Origin of the sequence: Thiobacillus sp. (genome assembly GCF_018780105.1) — a bacterium.
GTDB lineage: Bacteria > Pseudomonadota > Gammaproteobacteria > Burkholderiales > Thiobacillaceae > Thiobacillus.
Genome location: NZ_JADMKC010000037.1, coordinates 1 through 15,885, shown reverse-complemented (window position 1 = coordinate 15,885; position 15,885 = coordinate 1). Strand labels below are relative to the sequence as shown.

15 protein-coding genes, 3 tRNA genes and 1 pseudogene are annotated in these 15,885 nt (G+C 61.6%); 7 read left to right on the top strand and 12 right to left on the bottom strand.

From position 1 onward, the window contains the following. From nusA to IV098_RS14175, 9 genes are all read right to left on the bottom strand, one after another. Window positions 1-754: transcription termination factor NusA (gene nusA / locus IV098_RS14215; protein WP_296890207.1), on the bottom strand; the 754-nt coding region annotated here is incomplete at its 3' end. Between the two features lie 21 nt (window positions 755-775). Continuing rightward, window positions 776-1,204, bottom strand: a complete 429-nt coding sequence (rimP, locus tag IV098_RS14210; protein ID WP_296890205.1) for a ribosome maturation factor RimP — start codon at window positions 1,202-1,204, stop codon at window positions 776-778. A 158-nt stretch (window positions 1,205-1,362) separates the two neighbouring features. Beyond that, window positions 1,363-1,449, bottom strand: a tRNA-Leu gene (locus IV098_RS14205). Window positions 1,450-1,473: 24 nt separating this feature from the next. Beyond that, window positions 1,474-1,547: transfer RNA gene (locus tag IV098_RS14200), tRNA-Cys, on the bottom strand. A 76-nt stretch (window positions 1,548-1,623) separates the two neighbouring features. Next, window positions 1,624-1,699 (bottom strand) — tRNA-Gly (locus IV098_RS14195). A gap of 63 nt (window positions 1,700-1,762) precedes the next feature. Continuing rightward, window positions 1,763-2,329 carry a CDP-diacylglycerol--glycerol-3-phosphate 3-phosphatidyltransferase gene (pgsA, locus tag IV098_RS14190; RefSeq protein ID WP_296890203.1) on the bottom strand — a complete coding sequence of 189 codons (567 nt, stop codon included), beginning with the start codon at window positions 2,327-2,329 and terminating at the stop codon, window positions 1,763-1,765. Beyond that, entirely contained in the window at window positions 2,329-4,125 is a 1,797-nt protein-coding gene (gene uvrC, locus IV098_RS14185) for an excinuclease ABC subunit UvrC (protein ID WP_296890201.1), read from the bottom strand. The genes pgsA and uvrC overlap by 1 nt, the downstream gene beginning before the upstream one ends. A gap of 3 nt (window positions 4,126-4,128) precedes the next feature. Then, a complete protein-coding gene (locus IV098_RS14180) occupies window positions 4,129-4,317 on the bottom strand; it encodes a 4-oxalocrotonate tautomerase family protein (protein WP_296890199.1) in 189 nt (62 codons plus the stop codon). A 17-nt stretch (window positions 4,318-4,334) separates the two neighbouring features. Further along, window positions 4,335-4,979, bottom strand: a complete 645-nt coding sequence (locus tag IV098_RS14175) for a uracil-DNA glycosylase (protein ID WP_296890198.1) — start codon at window positions 4,977-4,979, stop codon at window positions 4,335-4,337. A gap of 130 nt (window positions 4,980-5,109) precedes the next feature. Here IV098_RS14175 and IV098_RS14170 point away from each other — a divergent pair, with 130 nt between their 5' ends. After that, complete coding sequence (locus tag IV098_RS14170) at window positions 5,110-5,934, top strand: HDOD domain-containing protein (protein WP_296890196.1); 825 nt, start codon at window positions 5,110-5,112, stop codon at window positions 5,932-5,934. 35 nt (window positions 5,935-5,969) lie between these two features. Here the strand turns inward: IV098_RS14170 and IV098_RS14165 are convergent, their stop codons facing one another. The 3 genes from IV098_RS14165 to IV098_RS14155 all read right to left on the bottom strand — a co-directional run bounded on the left by IV098_RS14165 (window position 5,970) and on the right by IV098_RS14155 (window position 8,772). Further along, complete coding sequence (locus tag IV098_RS14165; RefSeq protein ID WP_296890194.1) at window positions 5,970-6,806, bottom strand: MinD/ParA family protein; 837 nt, start codon at window positions 6,804-6,806, stop codon at window positions 5,970-5,972. Continuing rightward, the gene (locus tag IV098_RS14160; protein WP_296890192.1) at window positions 6,803-7,573 is read right to left on the bottom strand and encodes a GGDEF domain-containing protein; all 771 of its coding nucleotides are present in this window, start codon (window positions 7,571-7,573) and stop codon (window positions 6,803-6,805) included. The genes IV098_RS14165 and IV098_RS14160 overlap by 4 nt, the downstream gene beginning before the upstream one ends. Window positions 7,574-7,761: 188 nt before the next feature. Further along, window positions 7,762-8,772 (bottom strand): DUF4105 domain-containing protein, encoded by a 1,011-nt coding sequence (locus tag IV098_RS14155; RefSeq protein WP_296890190.1) that lies wholly within the window; start codon window positions 8,770-8,772, stop codon window positions 7,762-7,764. Window positions 8,773-8,932: 160 nt separating this feature from the next. Here IV098_RS14155 and IV098_RS14150 point away from each other — a divergent pair, with 160 nt between their 5' ends. From IV098_RS14150 to IV098_RS14125, 6 genes and pseudogenes are all read left to right on the top strand, one after another. After that, window positions 8,933-11,158 (top strand): patatin-like phospholipase family protein, encoded by a 2,226-nt coding sequence (locus IV098_RS14150; RefSeq protein ID WP_296890188.1) that lies wholly within the window; start codon window positions 8,933-8,935, stop codon window positions 11,156-11,158. Window positions 11,159-11,236: 78 nt separating this feature from the next. Further along, window positions 11,237-12,907, top strand: a complete 1,671-nt coding sequence (locus IV098_RS14145; RefSeq protein ID WP_296890186.1) for a mechanosensitive ion channel domain-containing protein — start codon at window positions 11,237-11,239, stop codon at window positions 12,905-12,907. Window positions 12,908-12,983: 76 nt separating this feature from the next. Next, a complete protein-coding gene (locus IV098_RS14140) occupies window positions 12,984-14,123 on the top strand; it encodes an MFS transporter (RefSeq protein WP_296890184.1) in 1,140 nt (379 codons plus the stop codon). A 92-nt stretch (window positions 14,124-14,215) separates the two neighbouring features. Then, window positions 14,216-15,619, top strand: coding sequence for a 3-isopropylmalate dehydratase large subunit (leuC, locus tag IV098_RS14135; protein WP_296890182.1), 1,404 nt, complete (start codon window positions 14,216-14,218; stop codon window positions 15,617-15,619). A gap of 12 nt (window positions 15,620-15,631) precedes the next feature. Beyond that, on the top strand, window positions 15,632-15,766 hold the full coding sequence (locus IV098_RS14130; protein WP_296890180.1) for an entericidin A/B family lipoprotein: 135 nt from the start codon (window positions 15,632-15,634) through the stop codon (window positions 15,764-15,766). Window positions 15,767-15,770: 4 nt separating this feature from the next. Beyond that, a pseudogene (locus IV098_RS14125) lies at window positions 15,771-15,885 on the top strand (3-isopropylmalate dehydratase small subunit); the annotation flags it as partial.

Here is a 15,885-nt window from a genome sequence, read left to right as displayed (position 1 = left end):
AGGTACCGATCGGGTCGATGCGCGGGTCGTGCGACACCACGGCGATCTTGGAACGTAGACCCGGATCGCGGGCGGCGGCCTTGATTTCGATCAGACCTTCCTCGATCTCGGGCACTTCCAGTTCGAACAGCTTCATGATGAATTCGGGCGCGGTGCGCGACAGCACCACCTGCGGGCCGCGGGCGCCGCGGTCGATGCGCAGCAGGTAGGCGCGGACGCGGTCGCCGACGCGCAGGTTCTCGCGTGGGATCATCTGGTCGCGGTGCAGGTAGCCTTCGACGCGGCCGGATTCGATGATGGCGTTGCCGCGGTCGATGCGTTTGACCACGCCGTTGACCAGATGCTCTTTGCGATCGAGAAAGTCGCTGATGATTTGCTCGCGCTCGGCATCGCGGATCTTTTGCAGGATGACCTGTTTGGCGGCCTGCGCGCCGATACGGCCGAACTCGATGTTTTCGAGCGGCTCTTCGATGTAGTCGCCGATTTCGATGTCCGGATGCTTGTCCTGCGCGTCGATCAGCAGGATCTGGTAGCCCTCGGATTCGAGGTCGGCTTCGGACACGACCTGCCAGCGGCGGAAGGATTCGTAATCGCCGGTATCACGATCGATCGACACGCGCACGTCGGACTCGTCCTTGAAGCGCTTTTTGGTAGCAGAGGCGAGCGCCTGTTCCAGCGCATCGAACACCACTTCCTTGTCTACGTTCTTTTCGCGTGCCAGCGCATCGGCCAGCATTAACATTTCACGGCTCATAATTTCTCCAACCTGCTGTGCCTAGACCATGGGCCTGAGGCGGGCAGCATCTACATTCCTTAAATCAACCGATACTTCCGTGCCATCAACGATCAGCTTCACCGTATCGTTTTCCAGCCCGACCAACTGACCACTGAGGCGACGCCGGTTATTCAGCGGCACCCGCAGCTTGAGCGTGACCTGTTCGCCGGCAAACCGGACATAGTCCTGAGGTTTGACCAGCGGCCGATCCAGTCCGGGCGAAGAGACTTCCAACCTGTCATAGTCGATATTTTCGACCGTGAAAAGGTGGGTCAGGTGATTGCTCACCGCGACGCAGTCGTCAATCGTGATGCCGCCCGGCTTGTCGATGAACAGACGCAATTGACCGCGGCCGGCACGCTCCAGCAAGACCAGCTCGTAACCGAGTCCGGCAAGCACGGGTTCCAGGCGGGTGGGCAAATCCATCATCGACAATCCACTGTTGTGCCGTTACGCGAAGCGCTACGGCAAGCTGCGAACAAAAAATGCAAATAAAAAATGGGCGAAACGCCCATTGATGCAAAACAATCAAACAAATAATCAAGCGGCGAAATTATACCACCTGAACCACGAGACCAAAAGGGAGATGGTGCCCGGAACCGGAATCGAACCGGTACGCCATCACTGGCGAGGGATTTTAAGTCCCTTGTGTCTACCAATTTCACCATCCGGGCGAATCGGGTAGTCAGCTTCGAATCTGGAGGCGCGAGCCGGAGTCGAACCGACCTACACGGATTTGCAATCCGGTGCATAACCGCTTTGCTATCGCGCCAAATACCGCTTAATTCTAGTTTCTAATTGAAAAGGGGAAAACGTCCGGACTTGTCCTTCTGTTTTCCCCGGAATGCTGGAGCGGGAAAGGAGGTTCGAACTCCCGACCTCGACCTTGGCAAGGTCGCGCTCTACCAGCTGAGCTATTCCCGCGTTGAAGGCTGCGCATTATGGGGATTCGGGTTTTTTCTGTCAACAGGTTTGCCCGAATTTTCGTTAATTATTTTGCAATGCGCGCGCAGCCATCATCAGGTAATACGCCATCGAAACCAGCGTGAGCAGTGCCGCGACCCAGATCAGCAGGGTGCCGATGCGCGCAATGGGCAGGCCGGCGACCGGGATGGCATAGAGCAATAGCACGATGGCGATCATCTGCGCGGTGGTTTTCAGCTTGCCGACGAAGGACACCGCGACGCTGGCCGATTTGCCGGCCTTGGCCATCCATTCACGCAGGGCGGAAATGGTGATTTCGCGGCCGATGATGATGAGTGCGATCAGCGGCGCCACGCGGCCGAGGTCAACCAGCACGATCAACGCGGCTGCGACCATCAGCTTGTCGGCCACCGGGTCGAGAAACGCGCCGAAGGCCGAGGTCTGGCCGAGCGCGCGTGCAAGATAGCCGTCGAGCCAGTCGGTCAGGGCGGCCACGCCAAAAAACAGCGCGGCCAGCAGGTTCGCCTCGAATGGCGTCACCCAGCCTTGCGGCAAATAGAACACCCCTGCCATGACCGGGATGAGAAGGATGCGCAGCCAGGTGAGCAGATTGGGGAGATTGAGGGGCATCAATGCAAGGCGCGATAAATGGTTTCCGCCAATTCTCGGCTGATACCGTTGACAGTAGCAAGTGCGTCGACACCGGCATCGCGCACACCCTGCAGCCCGCCGAAGTGTTCGAGCAGCTGTTTGCGGCGCTTGGGGCCGATTCCCGCGATGTCTTCGAGCGAGGATTGCAGACGTGCTTTGCCGCGTTTGGCGCGGTGTCCGGTGATGGCGAAGCGGTGCGCTTCGTCGCGTATCTGCTGGATCAGATGAAATCCGGGATGGTCCTTGGCCAGATTCAGCTCGCGGCCATCGGCAAAAATCAGGGTTTCCAGACCGGGTTTGCGTGCTTCGCCCTTGGCCACACCGAGCAGCAGGACCTCGCCCAGACCCAGCTCGCTCATGGCCGCAACGGCCGTACTGATTTGCCCCTTGCCGCCGTCGATGAGCAGCAAGTCGGGCAGCACGCCGTTTTCTTCCACGCTCTTTTGAAAGCGCTTGACCAGGGCGGCATGCATCGCGGCGTAGTCGTCGCCCGGGGTGATGCCGCTGATGTTGTAGCGCCGGTAGTCGGATTTCTTGAGATCGTCGCCTTCGTACACCACGCACGAGGCGATCGTTGCCTCGCCCAGGGTGTGCGAAATATCGAAACATTCGATGCGTTTGAGCGCGGGCAGGTCGAGCGTGTCGCGTAGCGCAGCAAGCCGCTGCGACTGGTTGCTGCGTTCGGTACTGCGGCGTTCGGCAGACAGGCGTGCGTTGGCTTCGGCCATGCTGAGCCACACTTTGCGCTGGGCGGTGACGCGGTGCTGCAGGCTGACTTTTTTTTGCGCATGTTCGGACAGCAGCACTTCCAGAGCGTCGGTATCGATCGCTTCGCTGATCAGGATGCGCGAAGGGATGGGGTGGTCGAGGTAATGCTGGGCAATGAAAGCTTCCAGTGCTTCGGCCAGCGTGGCGCCTTCGCCGTGCTGCGGAAAAAAGCTGCGGTCGCCCAGGTGGCGTCCGCCGCGGATCATGGTCAGGTTGAGTGCGATCACCCCGGCAACCTCGGCCACCGCAATCACGTCGGCATCGGCTTCGCTGCCGGTGGTGTCGACGAACTGTTTTTCGCGCACGGTGGCCAGCATGCGCAGGCGGTCGCGCAGGTGGGCGGCGGTTTCAAAATCGAGCGTGGCGGCGGCGGCGTTCATCTGCGCGGTGATCTGCTCGGTCAGGGTGTTGGCCGCACCGTGCAGCAGCTGGGCCGCGGCTTCGACATCCTGCGCATAGGCTTCCGGCGTGATGCGCTGGACGCACGGTGCGGTGCAGCGCTTGATCTGGTGCAGCAGGCAGGGCCGCGAGCGGTTGGCGAACACCGTGTCTTCGCAGCTGCGCAGCTGGAAAACCTTTTGCAGCAGCTGGATGCTTTCGCGTACCGCGTAGGAATTGGGATAGGGACCGAATGCCTGATCCTGTTTTTTGGGCGTGCCGCGAAAATACGCCAGGCGCGGGAAGCGATGGCCGGTCAGCAGCAGGTAGGGGTAGGACTTGTCGTCGCGGAACAGGATGTTGAAGCGCGGCTTCAAGCCCTTGATCAGGTTGTTTTCCAGCAGCAGCGCCTCGGCCTCGGTGCGCGTCACCGTGGTGTCGATATGGTCGACGCTTTTCAGCATCAGGCGGATGCGCGGGCTCTGGTCGCTTTTCTGGAAATAGCTGGAAACCCGTTTTTTCAGGTCCTTGGCCTTGCCGACATACAACACCGCATTGGCGGCGTCGATCATGCGGTAGACGCCTGGCAGGGTGGGCAGCGAGGCGAGAAAGGATTTGTCGACGCTCAAAGCTCAGTCGTCTTCATCGAGCAGCTTGCCGGCGATCGCCCAGTTTTCGTATGGCAGTTCTTCGAACGCGATATAGGTGTACGACGCCGGCTTGCCGGCGTGGCGTTCGAGCGTGGCGGTGATTTCTTCGGCGACTTTCTGTTTTTGCTCGCGGCTCAGCGTGCCGGCGAGCTTGATGGTGACGACGGGCATGGTCAGACCTCGATGGGTTAAGGCGTGCTCTGGATTTGCGCGAATACGGCCGCGAACATCTCCGGAGTGAGGCGGCGCGTCTGCGTATTGTAGCGGGAGCAATGGTAGCTGCTGACCAGCCGCCGGCCGTCGGGCAGGCGGTAGTCGCTGGCGTGGCCGAAGGGGTAATCCTTGAGCTTGAGGCCGAGCGCGCGCAGGACCGCCTGATGCGCGATCAGGCCGAGCGCGAGGATGCTGGCGTGGCGGGGCAGGTTCGCCAGTTCGGCGGCCAGAAAGCGATTGCATGCGCGGATTTCGGCGGGTTCTGGCTTGTTGGCGGGCGGCAGGCACTTGACCGCGTTAGTGATGCGGCAAGCAATGAGCTGCAGGCCATCGTCGGCGGACAGCGATTGCGGCGCGCTGGCGTAGCCGAACTGGTGCAGGGTCTGGTACAGCAATATTCCGGCATGGTCGCCGGTGAAGGGCCGCCCGCTGCGGTTGGCGCCGTGCATCCCGGGCGCGAGGCCGACGATCAGCAGGCTCGGCGCCGGATCGCCAAAGGGCGCGACCGGGCGCGCATGGTAATCGGGGTGCTGCACGCGAACTTCGTCGAGAAACCCGGCAAGACGCGGGCAGGCGCGGCAATCAGGGTCGAAACAGCTGGGGTCGATAGGGGCGGACATACGCAAGGCCGGATACGGGAGGTGAGATTGTACGGGGGCAAATTAAAGTGAAGCGTCACAAATGCCGTTTCGTATTGTGTGTCAGTGTAAGTGGCGTGCAAGCACTTGGTTCAGCCCGAGGAGGGTAAAGATGTCGCAGCATTCAAAAGGCCTGTCGGAATGGCTTGCTTACCTGGGGCAGGCAGAGATCCCCGTGCTGAAAAGCAGCGCGCGTGAGCTGGATCGTCTGCGAGCCGACGAGTCGTTGCTCAACCCGCGCAGCATTGCCAACGTGGTGACCGACGATCCGCTGATGACGGTGAAGCTGTTGCGCTTCATGCAGAACCACAAGCACCGCAACCAGAAATACGAATTGATCGATGTGAAGCAGGCTCTGCTGATGCTGGGAGTCGATACTTTTTTCCGTGAGGTGCCGACCTCCCCGGTCGTGGAAGACATGCTGCAGGGGCATATCGAGGCGTTGGTGCAGCTGCTGCAGACGGTGCGCCGCGCGCAGCGTTCGGCGTATTACGCCTATGACTGGGCCTTGCGTCTGCACGATCTGCATGCGGAAGAAGTGCATGTATCCACCCTGCTTGCGCATGTGACCGAGATGCTGATGTGGTGCTTCAGTCCGGTGCAAATGCTGGACATTCGGCGGCTTCAGCAAGCCGATGCCTCTTTGCGCAGCGCCGACGCGCAAAAGCGCGTACTGGGCTTTACCGGAGTGGAGTTGCAGCGCCAGCTGGCCATCGATTGGCATTTGCCGGAGCTGCTGCAAAATTTGCTCGATCCGGCGCTGGCGAAAACGTCGCGGGTGCGCAATGTCACCCTGGCGGTCAATCTGGCGCGACATTCCGCGCAAGGCTGGGATAACGCGGCCTTGCCGGATGATTATCGGGACATCGGCGATCTGCTGCGGATGGAACCGGAACGGGTGATGGCGCTGGTGCAGGCCACGCCGGCACCGCACTAACCCAGCCCTTTCGAATCAAGCTGCCGCTACCGGTTTCAGGCGGCGCGGGGAATCACGCTGTCTTCCAGATTGCGGGCCAGCTGGGTGAGCGCCATCCCGGCGGGGCAGCCGGGCGTGGCTTGCATCATCAACTGGCGCCGCATGATGGCCTGGCGCACTTCGGGATCAACCGGGATATCGCCCAGGTGAACGAGGCGGATCGGCTGGTTGAGCCCGGTCACGACGAAACGGTCGAGCACCTGCTGCAGCTGGTTGGTGATCGCCGCGCCGCTGCCCGGGCGGGTGGCCTGGTTGATGATGACGCGGATGACCTGGCGCTGCTGCTGCCCCACCAGCACCTTGATGGTGGCGTAGGCGTCGGTAAGCGAGGTGGGCTCGGGGGTGGCCACCATCAGCACTTCGGACGCCAGCGAGACGGCAAACAGCACGACATCGGAAATGCCTGCGCCGGTATCCAGAATCACCACATCGTAATTCGGCACCAGACTATTCATCACGCGCAGGAATTCGTTGCGTACTTCGGAGGTCAGGCGCGAATACTCGACCATCCCCGAACCGGCCAGCAGCACGGAAAATCCGCCCGGCGCCGGCAGGATCGCCTCGTCCAGGCGGGCCTTGCCGGTAAAGACGTCATGCAGGGTGATTTTGGGGTAGAGGTTGAGCACCACATCGAGATTCGCCAGCCCGAGGTCGGCATCGAGCACCAGCACCTTGTGGCCCCGTTTGGCGAGCGCGGCCGCCAGATTGGCGGAAACAAAGGTTTTGCCCACGCCACCCTTGCCGCTGGTGACGGCGAGCACCTTGCCCAGGGGCTTGAGCGGCACCTGGGCAGCGTCCGGGTTTTGCGTGGGGGGGGTCAGTACATCGTTCATGCGTTTACTCGGTTTATGACATTGCCCGGACCGGACTCAAACGGGTTCGCGTTGTCCACGGCGAGGTGGCTGAACAGCAAGCCTTTTTCTTCAGCGCTTACCGAAAGTTCCTGGGGTTGATCGATACAGGCCTGATTGCGGCCGTTGGATTTGGCGCGATACAGCTGGTTGTCAGCACGCTCGATCCAGAGCTCGGTGGTGGAGCGTACCCATTCCGGGGCATAGGCGCCGCCGATGCTGATCGTGGCCTGGAGGCTGAGCAGGGGGCTGATCGGCACCGAAAGTCCGGCAACCGTCCGCCGGATACGTTCGGCCAGGGCAAGTCCGAACAGCGGGCGGCAGTTCGGCAGAATGATGGCGAATTCCTCGCCGCCATAGCGCGCGACCGTGTCCACCGGGCGTACGCAACCCGCCAGGCAGTGCGCAATTACCCGCAATACATGGTCGCCAGCCAGATGGCCGTGGGTGTCGTTGATATTTTTGAAGTGGTCGATGTCTAGCATCAGCAGCAGGACCGATTCGCCGGAGCGCGCAACCGTTTCGATCTGGCGTTCGAGCGCGGCATGAAAATGCCGGCGGTTGCCGAGACCGGTCAACGGGTCCTTGAGGGAGAGTTCGCACAGGCTGTCGATCACTCGCTGCAGATATTCGGTGGGCGATTCGTCGCGCTGAGGCTGACTGCTTTTGCCGTCATGCGCGAGCAGTGCGCTGGCGTCATCGAGTCGCAGGTCGGGCAGTTCGATCAGTGAAGTGCTGGGAGGCGCCACAGTGGATTTCAATATGGGTGGATTTCAATACGGCGTAGTGGAATCGGGCCAAAAAACCAGTCGGGAACGCTCGACTGCCTGTGCGCCGAGTATGTGGGGATTTGCGCCTTTGGGCAAGGGGCGGCGGGCATGCGGTCGCCCTTTTGTGGACGCCTGGATGCCATACCGCAACAGTCGTGGCCGATGGCTCACTTCGGCGGCGGGGCCGGACGTGGCGGAATGCCCTTGCGGATCGCGCTGGAAAAGTGGCTGTCCAGCGGTACGGCCTGTGCGCGCGGGTTGATGTAGCTCAGCGACTTGAGCTCGGCAAAGGGCAGGGTCCGGTTGATCACGCCATCTTCGTAGAGCAGGGTGTCCAGATAGCCGTTTGCCAGCCAGCGCCAGTCGAGCGGGATCGCGCCCATGGCGTTGCCCGCGTGGAGGCGGATGGTGGTGGTGCAATTGTGGCTGAAGGCGTTGTACCACTCAGGCGCACTGGACAACCGGTTGACCGTCTTCAGATAGTCCAGCAACAGCGCGCGGGCGCGAGCGGGTGGGGTGCGCAGGCGATACAGGTAGACGTCTTCGCGCCGGTGGTTGGTGCGCAGGCCGATCACGTCGCGCTCATCGGCCAGCACATAGTAAAGCTCGAACTGGCGAAAGAAACCACGCACGGCAGAATAGCTTTCGCCCGTTTCCGTGCGGGTTTCGATGGAGGCGGCCAGATGCTGGCCGTCGTCGAATTGCCAGCTGAGGATGGTGTGGGCGATGCTGGGCGAGCCCCAGTAGATGACATAAAGATCCAGCCCGCGCAGCTTCGACAGATTGTAGGTGCGGGTTTCCCAGTGCGGGCTGAAGTCGGTTTCGGAACGGTAATCGAAATTGCGCAGGTTGCGGACGGTGACGATATCGCCCTGGATACGGGCTGAAGGTGGGTTGGCCACATTCGGCAGCCAGTTGCGTGCATTGCTGGGGGGAATGCTGAGCCACCAGCCGAGCAGAATGGCAAACAGGATCAGGCTGGCAAGCACCCCGCGCCGCATCGGGTGGATCAGAACCGGCAACGCCAGCATGGAAAGCGCATAGATCAACGCGAGCAGGCTGGCCAGCGGACGCGATTCCGGGCCGTCAAACCACAGGGCGGCGCAGCCCCAGACGGTGAGGGCAAACAAGGCCGTCCACAGGCCTAGGCGGCCGAACAGTTTGAGAAATCGGATCATGGCGAGACGCTGGCGGGCAGGAAAATTAAGCCGGATTGTACGTTGAGCCAACATTACGGTCATGGCGGGGACCTATAATCCGCGTCATTCGAGCCCTGACTTTTTCGCCATGCTTACCCGCTACGTCTTATCCCGCTCACGACCGATGGTGTCAGTTGCGTTGGTTTCTGTTGTTGCGCTGGCTACGCTGTTTGGTCCCGTCGAGGTGGCTTCCGCGCAGCAGGCGAACCTGGCCGGACAGCCGGGCAAGTCCATGCCGCAGGCCGCCAATCCGGCGCAGCGCCCCAGGATCGGCCTGGTGCTGGGAGGCGGCGGTGCGCGCGGCTCGGCGCATGTGGGCGTGCTGAAAGTGCTGGAAGAGCTGCATATCCCGATTGATTACATCGCCGGCAACAGCATGGGCGCGATCGTCGGCGGGCTCTATGCAGCGGGCTTCACGCCGGACGAGATCGGGCACGAGCTGAAGACCATCGACTGGGACGATACCTTCATCGATCAGCCACCACGCACCGACCGTTCGTTTCGCCGCAAGCTGGACGACAATCTGTACATGGTCAAGCCCAAGCTGGGGTTCAGCGACGATGGCGAGGTGAAAACACCGCTGGCCTATATTCATGGCCAGAAATTCGATTTGCAGCTCAGCCGTCTGACCCTGCGAGCCACCGATATCCACGATTTCAACAAGCTGCCGATTCCCTTCCATGCGGTCGCCACCGATCTCGAAACGGGGCAGGCGGTGGTGCTGCAATCCGGCGATCTGGCGCGTGCCATTCGCGCCAGCATGGCCGTACCCGGCGCATTCGATCCGGTGGAGATCGATGGCCGGTTGCTGGTGGACGGGCTGGTGGCCAACAACGTTCCGGTGAACGTGGCACGCGACATGGGCGCCGATATCCTGATCGTGGTCGATGTCGGCAGCGGTCTGTACAAGCGTGAAGACATCAAGGGCGCGCTCGATGTGGTGGCCCAGCTCACCAACATCCTTTCCGAACGCAATGTCGAGCAACAACTGGCCACGCTGAAGCCGACGGACATCCTGATCAAGCCGCAACTGGGCGATTTGGGGAGCGGCGATTTTCAGCGGGCGGGCGAAGGCATCGTGATTGGCGAGGCAGCGGCACGCGGTCAGCTTGATGCGTTGCGGCGATTGTCCGCCAGCAATGCGCAGTATCAGCAGTTCGAGGCCAAAAAGGTGCCTGACAAGCTGCCCATCATCGATTTCGTGCGGCTGGACAACCAGTCGCGCATCGGCGACACGGTCATTTTGTCGCGCATTTCCCTGAAACCCGGGCAGGCGCTGAACAGCGCGCAACTGGATAAGGAAATCAACGAGATTTATGGCCTCGATGTGTTCGAGAGCGTGCGTTACGAAGTCGTGGATGAAGGAGGGAAAACCGGCCTGGTTTTGCATGCCAAGGAAAAATCCTGGGGTCCCAACTACCTGCAGTTCGGCATGGAACTGGCTTCGGATTTCAATAACGAAAGCACTTACAACCTGGGGGTGCTCTATACGCGCACCGCGATCAACGCGCTTAACGGCGAGATTCGGCTCGGCCTGCAGATCGGCCAGGACCCGACGGTCGCCGCCGAGTGGTATCAGCCGCTTGATCCGGCTTCGCGTTATTTCATCAATACCCGGGTCGCCTTGGCGAGCAATCAATTCAACGTCTACGCCGGCAACGATGCGATAGCCCAGTACGATGTTTCGCGCGCAGTGCTTGATCTGGGCCTTGGCCGCGAATTCGGCACCTGGGGCCAGGCGCGTATCGGCTACCTCTGGAGCGAGGGGGACGTCGACATGGTGATTGGTCCCCCCAGCCTGGAAGGCGATTTCCAGATTGGGCAGCTTTATGCCCAGCTCGCGGTGGATACGCTGGACAGCGTTTACTTTCCCGGCAGCGGCCGCAAAGGCGGCGTGAGCCTGATCGCCAGCCAGGAGGCGCTAGGCGCAGATGAAGACTTCAATCAGGTGCTGTTGTCGTATACCGAGGCATTTTCGTCGGGGCGGCACCATCTGATCGGCGCGTTCCGCTTCGATACCACGCTCGACGACGACGCACCGCTAGAGAGCCTGTTCCGCGCCGGCGGTTTCCTCCATCTTTCAGGTTATCGGCCCAACCAGTTGAGCGGACAGCAAGTCGGCATTGCCAGCCTGGTTTACTACCGGCGTATCCTGGATGCCAGGATTCTGCCCGGCTACGTGGGGGCTTCGATCGAATTCGGCAACGCCTGGCAGAACAGCAGCGACGTCAGTTTCAGCAGCGGGCTATTCAATGGCAGCGTGTTCTTTGGCGCGGATACCCCGATTGGTCCTTTGTATCTTGGGGTGGGTTTTGCCGAGGGCGGAACCGGCACGGCCTTTCTGCACCTGGGCCCGGTCTTTTAAGCCGGACGATCTGGCCGGAACCGCATGAAACCGGGTGCGGGCGCTTCCCGCCCGAACGATGATGTGAGGGAGGGACGTATGGACTGCAAGCTCATGATGCGCTGCAAAGGCTTCCACGAATTGATCCGGTGGGCTTGCATGGGCCTGCTGGCCGCGAGCTTGTCCGGGCCGCTTCTGGCCCGTGCGGCCGAAGCGGAGGTCGTGGCCCCGCCATCGTCTCCGTCCATGACCGAGGCGCCCGTCATCATCGATGGCGTGGATCTGTTTGACGTAAGCGGCATCCATGCCTTTCCGGCCAAAGAGCGCGCCAGAGGCATTCAGGCCCGGATCGAGGCATACGCAGAAAACTCTGCCCTGTCACCCAGGGCACTGACCGTTATCGAGACTGCCGAGGGTTCGCGAATCGCGCTGGGCGAGCAGCTCATCATGGTCGTGTCCGATCTGGATGCTAAACAAGAGCAGGTGAGTCGTTCGCTTCTCGCTCGTATTTACGTCAAGCGCATAGGTGAGGCTGTCGAGACCTACCGGCGCGATCGCACCAGCGAATACCTGCTGCGCAGCGCGGGGCAGGTGCTTATCGCAACGCTGGCCTTGCTGGCGTTCATCTGGCTTGGAAGACGCACGGTGCGGCGCATCGACAAGGAGCTTGATGGCCGCGTCAAGGAGCAGTTGGCCGGGCTGGAACACCGCTCTCTGCGGTTGATCAGCGCGGCGCATCTATGGAGCGCGTTGCAGGGCGCGCGGAAATTCGTCTGGACGCTGGCGACCGTCGCAGCGGGCATTTTTTACCTGGACTATGTGCTGCACCTGTTTCCGTGGACCCGGCTGTTTGCCACGCAACTGTGGACGCTGCTGGTCGATCCGTTGCGTTCCATGGGCGAAAGCGTGTTGGCTGCGATTCCCGATTTGGTCTTCCTGGTCATTCTGGTCTTCGTGACACGCTATCTGCTGAAGACAATCCGACTGTTCTTCCTGGCCTTGGCAGAAGGCACCACCCCGCTGGTGAATTTCGAGCGGGACTGGGCCTGGCCCACCTACCGGCTGGTGCGGTTTTTCGTGATCGCCTTCGCGCTGGTGGTGGCCTATCCCTATATCCCGGGTTCGCAGTCGGATGCGTTCAAGGGCATTTCCCTGTTTCTCGGCGTGATTGTTTCACTGGGTTCATCGTCGGTCATCGGCAACATCATTGCCGGTTACACCATGATTTATCGACGCGCATTCCGCGTCGGCGATCGCGTCAAGATCGAGGACTACGTGGGCGACATCACCGAGTCGCGCCTGCTGGTCACCCATTTGCGCACACCGAAGAATGAAGAAATCGTCATTCCCAATTCAATCATTCTCAACAACAGCGTGGTGAACTACAGCACGCTGGCACGCAAGGGGCAGCTGATCCTGCATGCCACGGTCGGGATCGGATACGAAACGCCGTGGCGCCAGGTGGAGGCGATGTTGCTGCAGGCGGCCGAGCGCACCGACGGTCTGCTCAAGCAGCCAAAGCCTTTCGTGCTGCAGAAGCAGCTGGGCAGTTTCGACGTCACGTATGAAGTCAACGTGTATTGCGACGACGCCCAGGCGATGAACCGGCTGTACGCGCAGCTGCACCGGAACATACTCGATACGTTCAACGAATACGGCGTACAGATCATGACCCCGGCCTACGAAGGCGACCCCGAGCAGGCCAAGGTGGTGCCGCGCGATCAGTGGTATGCCGCTCCGGCCATGGCGCCCGATACCTCGCCGCGCTAGTCCCTTATTCCCCGCGCCGCAAAAAGCCCGTGGCGCGGTGCGAGTTTCGCGCCGGGTTCGCGGATAATCCGGCCGCATGAATGCAGTCCCCTACTGGCGTCTGTCCGGTTTCTATTTCTTCTATTTCGCCTTCGTCGGTGCGATGTCGCCGTTCTGGGGGCTGTATCTGCAATCGCTGGCGTTCAGCGCATTCCAGATCGGCGTGCTGATGTCGCTGCTGCAGGTGATGCGGATATTCGCGCCGAATATCTGGGGGCATATCGCCGACCAGACCGGCAGGCGCACCTCCATTGTGCAGATCGCGGCGGCAGGCAGCGTACTGGTGTTCGCGGGCGTGTTCGTCAGCGACAGTTTCTGGTGGCTGTTCGCGGTGATGGCGGCGCTGAGCTTTTTCTGGAGTGCCTCGCTGCCGCTGGTCGAGGCGATGACGCTGTCGCATCTGGGCGAACGCAGCGATGCCTACGGCCGCATCCGGTTGTGGGGCTCGGTCGGTTTCATCGTGATGGTGGTGGGGCTGGGCTACGCTTTCGACACGGTCTCGATCCGCTGGCTGCCTTGGGCGGTGCTGGCGGTGATGCTGGGCATCGTCGCGTCGGCGCGCACTATTCCCGATGCCGAGATCCTGCCGCACCCCACCGACCATCATTCGGTCTGGGATATCGTCAAGCGCCCCGAAGTGGCCTCGCTGCTGGCCGCCTGTCTGCTGATGGCAGTGACGCACGGGCCGTACTACACCTTTTATTCCATCTATCTGGTCGATCACGGCTACGACAAGTCCACCGTCGGCTGGTTGTGGGCGCTGGGTGTGCTGTGCGAGATCGGCATTTTCCTGATCATCCCGCGCATTTTTGCGCGGGTGACGCCGCGCCAGCTGATTCTGGCGAGTTTCGCGCTGGCGGCGCTGCGTTTTCTGGTCATCGCCTGGGGCGTGCAGTCGGCCTGGCTGGTGTGGGGCGCGCAAACCCTGCATGCATTCAGCTTCGGTACCTATCATGCGGCGGCGGTCGCCTTGATTCACCAGCACTTTCGCGGCCGCCACCAGGCGCGCGGGCAGGCCTTGTACACCAGTTTGTCCTACGGCGTCGGCGGCACCATCGGCGGCCTGGCCAGCGGACTGACCTGGGAGTCGATCGGTTCGGCCTGGACGTTTACCCTGGCCGCGATCAGCGCGGCGCTGGCGTGGGCGGTCTTCGCCGTATGGGGTAAATCGAAGTAGCGGAAGTCGAAATCGCACCAAACAAAAGCCGTGCCAGCCGCCCTGAACCTATGAAATAATCATCGTTTAACGCACGTTAGCCAATATTCCGCATGCCCGGACTCACCTTATTCCAGAAATTGTGGGACGCCCATGTCGTCCATGTCGAAGCGGACGGCACCACCCTGTTGTACATCGACCGCCATCTGGTGCACGAAGTCACCAGCCCGCAGGCGTTCGAGGGCCTGAAGCTGGCGCACCGCCTGCCGCGTCGCGTCGATGCGGCGATCGCCGTGCCCGACCACAACGTGCCGACCACCGACCGCTCGCAGGGCATCGCCGATCCGGTGTCGCGCCTGCAGGTGGAAACGCTCGACGCCAACTGCGCCGAGTTCGGCATCACCGAATTCAAGATGGACGATATCCGCCAGGGCATCGTCCACGTCATCGGTCCCGAAGAAGGCCTGACCCTGCCCGGCATGACCGTGGTGTGCGGTGATTCGCATACCTCGACGCACGGCGCATTTGGCGCATTGGCGTTCGGCATCGGCACCTCCGAAGTCGAACATGTGCTGGCGACGCAATGCCTGTGGCAGAAGCCGTCGAAAACCCTGCTGGTGAAAGTCGAGGGCGTGCTGGGCAAGGGCGTCACCGCCAAGGACATCGCGCTCGCCATCATCGGCGAGATCGGTACCGCCGGCGGCACCGGCTACGCGCTGGAGTTCGGCGGCAGCGCGATCCGCGCGCTGACGATGGAAGGCCGCATGACGCTGTGCAACATGGCGATCGAAGCGGGCGCCCGCGCCGGCATGGTGGCCGTCGACCAGACCACCATCGATTACGTCAAGGGCCGTCCTTACTCGCCCAAGGGCGCAGCCTGGGACAAGGCCGTGGCCTGGTGGAACACCCTGCATTCGGATGCCGACGCCGTGTTTGATCGCATCGTCGAACTCGACGCGGCGCACATCGAGCCGCAGGTCACCTGGGGCACTTCGCCCGAGATGGTGACGACGATCAACGGTCGCGTGCCGAATCCGGGCGCGGCGCCCGATGCGGTCAAACAGCACGACTGGACCCGCGCCCTCGAATACATGGGCCTGCAGGGCGACACGCCGATGATGGATATTCCGGTGGACAAGGTGTTCATCGGCTCCTGCACCAATTCGCGTATCGAAGACCTGCGCGAAGCCGCCAGCGTGGCCAAAGGCCGCAAAGTCGCGCCCAACGTCAAGCTGGCGATGGTGGTGCCGGGCTCCGGCCTGGTCAAGCAGCAGGCCGAGGCCGAGGGGCTGGACAAGATTTTTGTCGAAGCGGGCTTCGAATGGCGCGAGCCCGGCTGCTCGATGTGCCTGGCGATGAACGCCGACCGGCTGGAGCCGGGCGAGCGCTGCGCCTCTACCTCCAACCGCAATTTCGAAGGCCGCCAGGGGCAGGGTGGACGCACCCATCTGGTCAGCCCGGCAATGGCTGCTGCTGCTGCATGCGCCGGCCATTTTGTAGATGTACGAACTTTTTAAGGAGAACGCCTGATGAAACCGATGATAGCCATTTTGATGTTCGCCATGCTGAGCCTTGCCGGTTGCAACACCATGGAAGGGTTTGGCCAGGATGTGAAGAAGGCGGGCGAGTCGATCGAAAAAGCCGGCAGCAAGGCGGGTAATTAGACACATGCAGGCCTTCACCCAACTTGACGGGCTGGTGGTGCCCCTCGACCGCGCCAACGTCGATACCGATGCGATCATTCCCAAGCAGTTCCTGAAATCGATCAAGCGCAGCGGTTTCG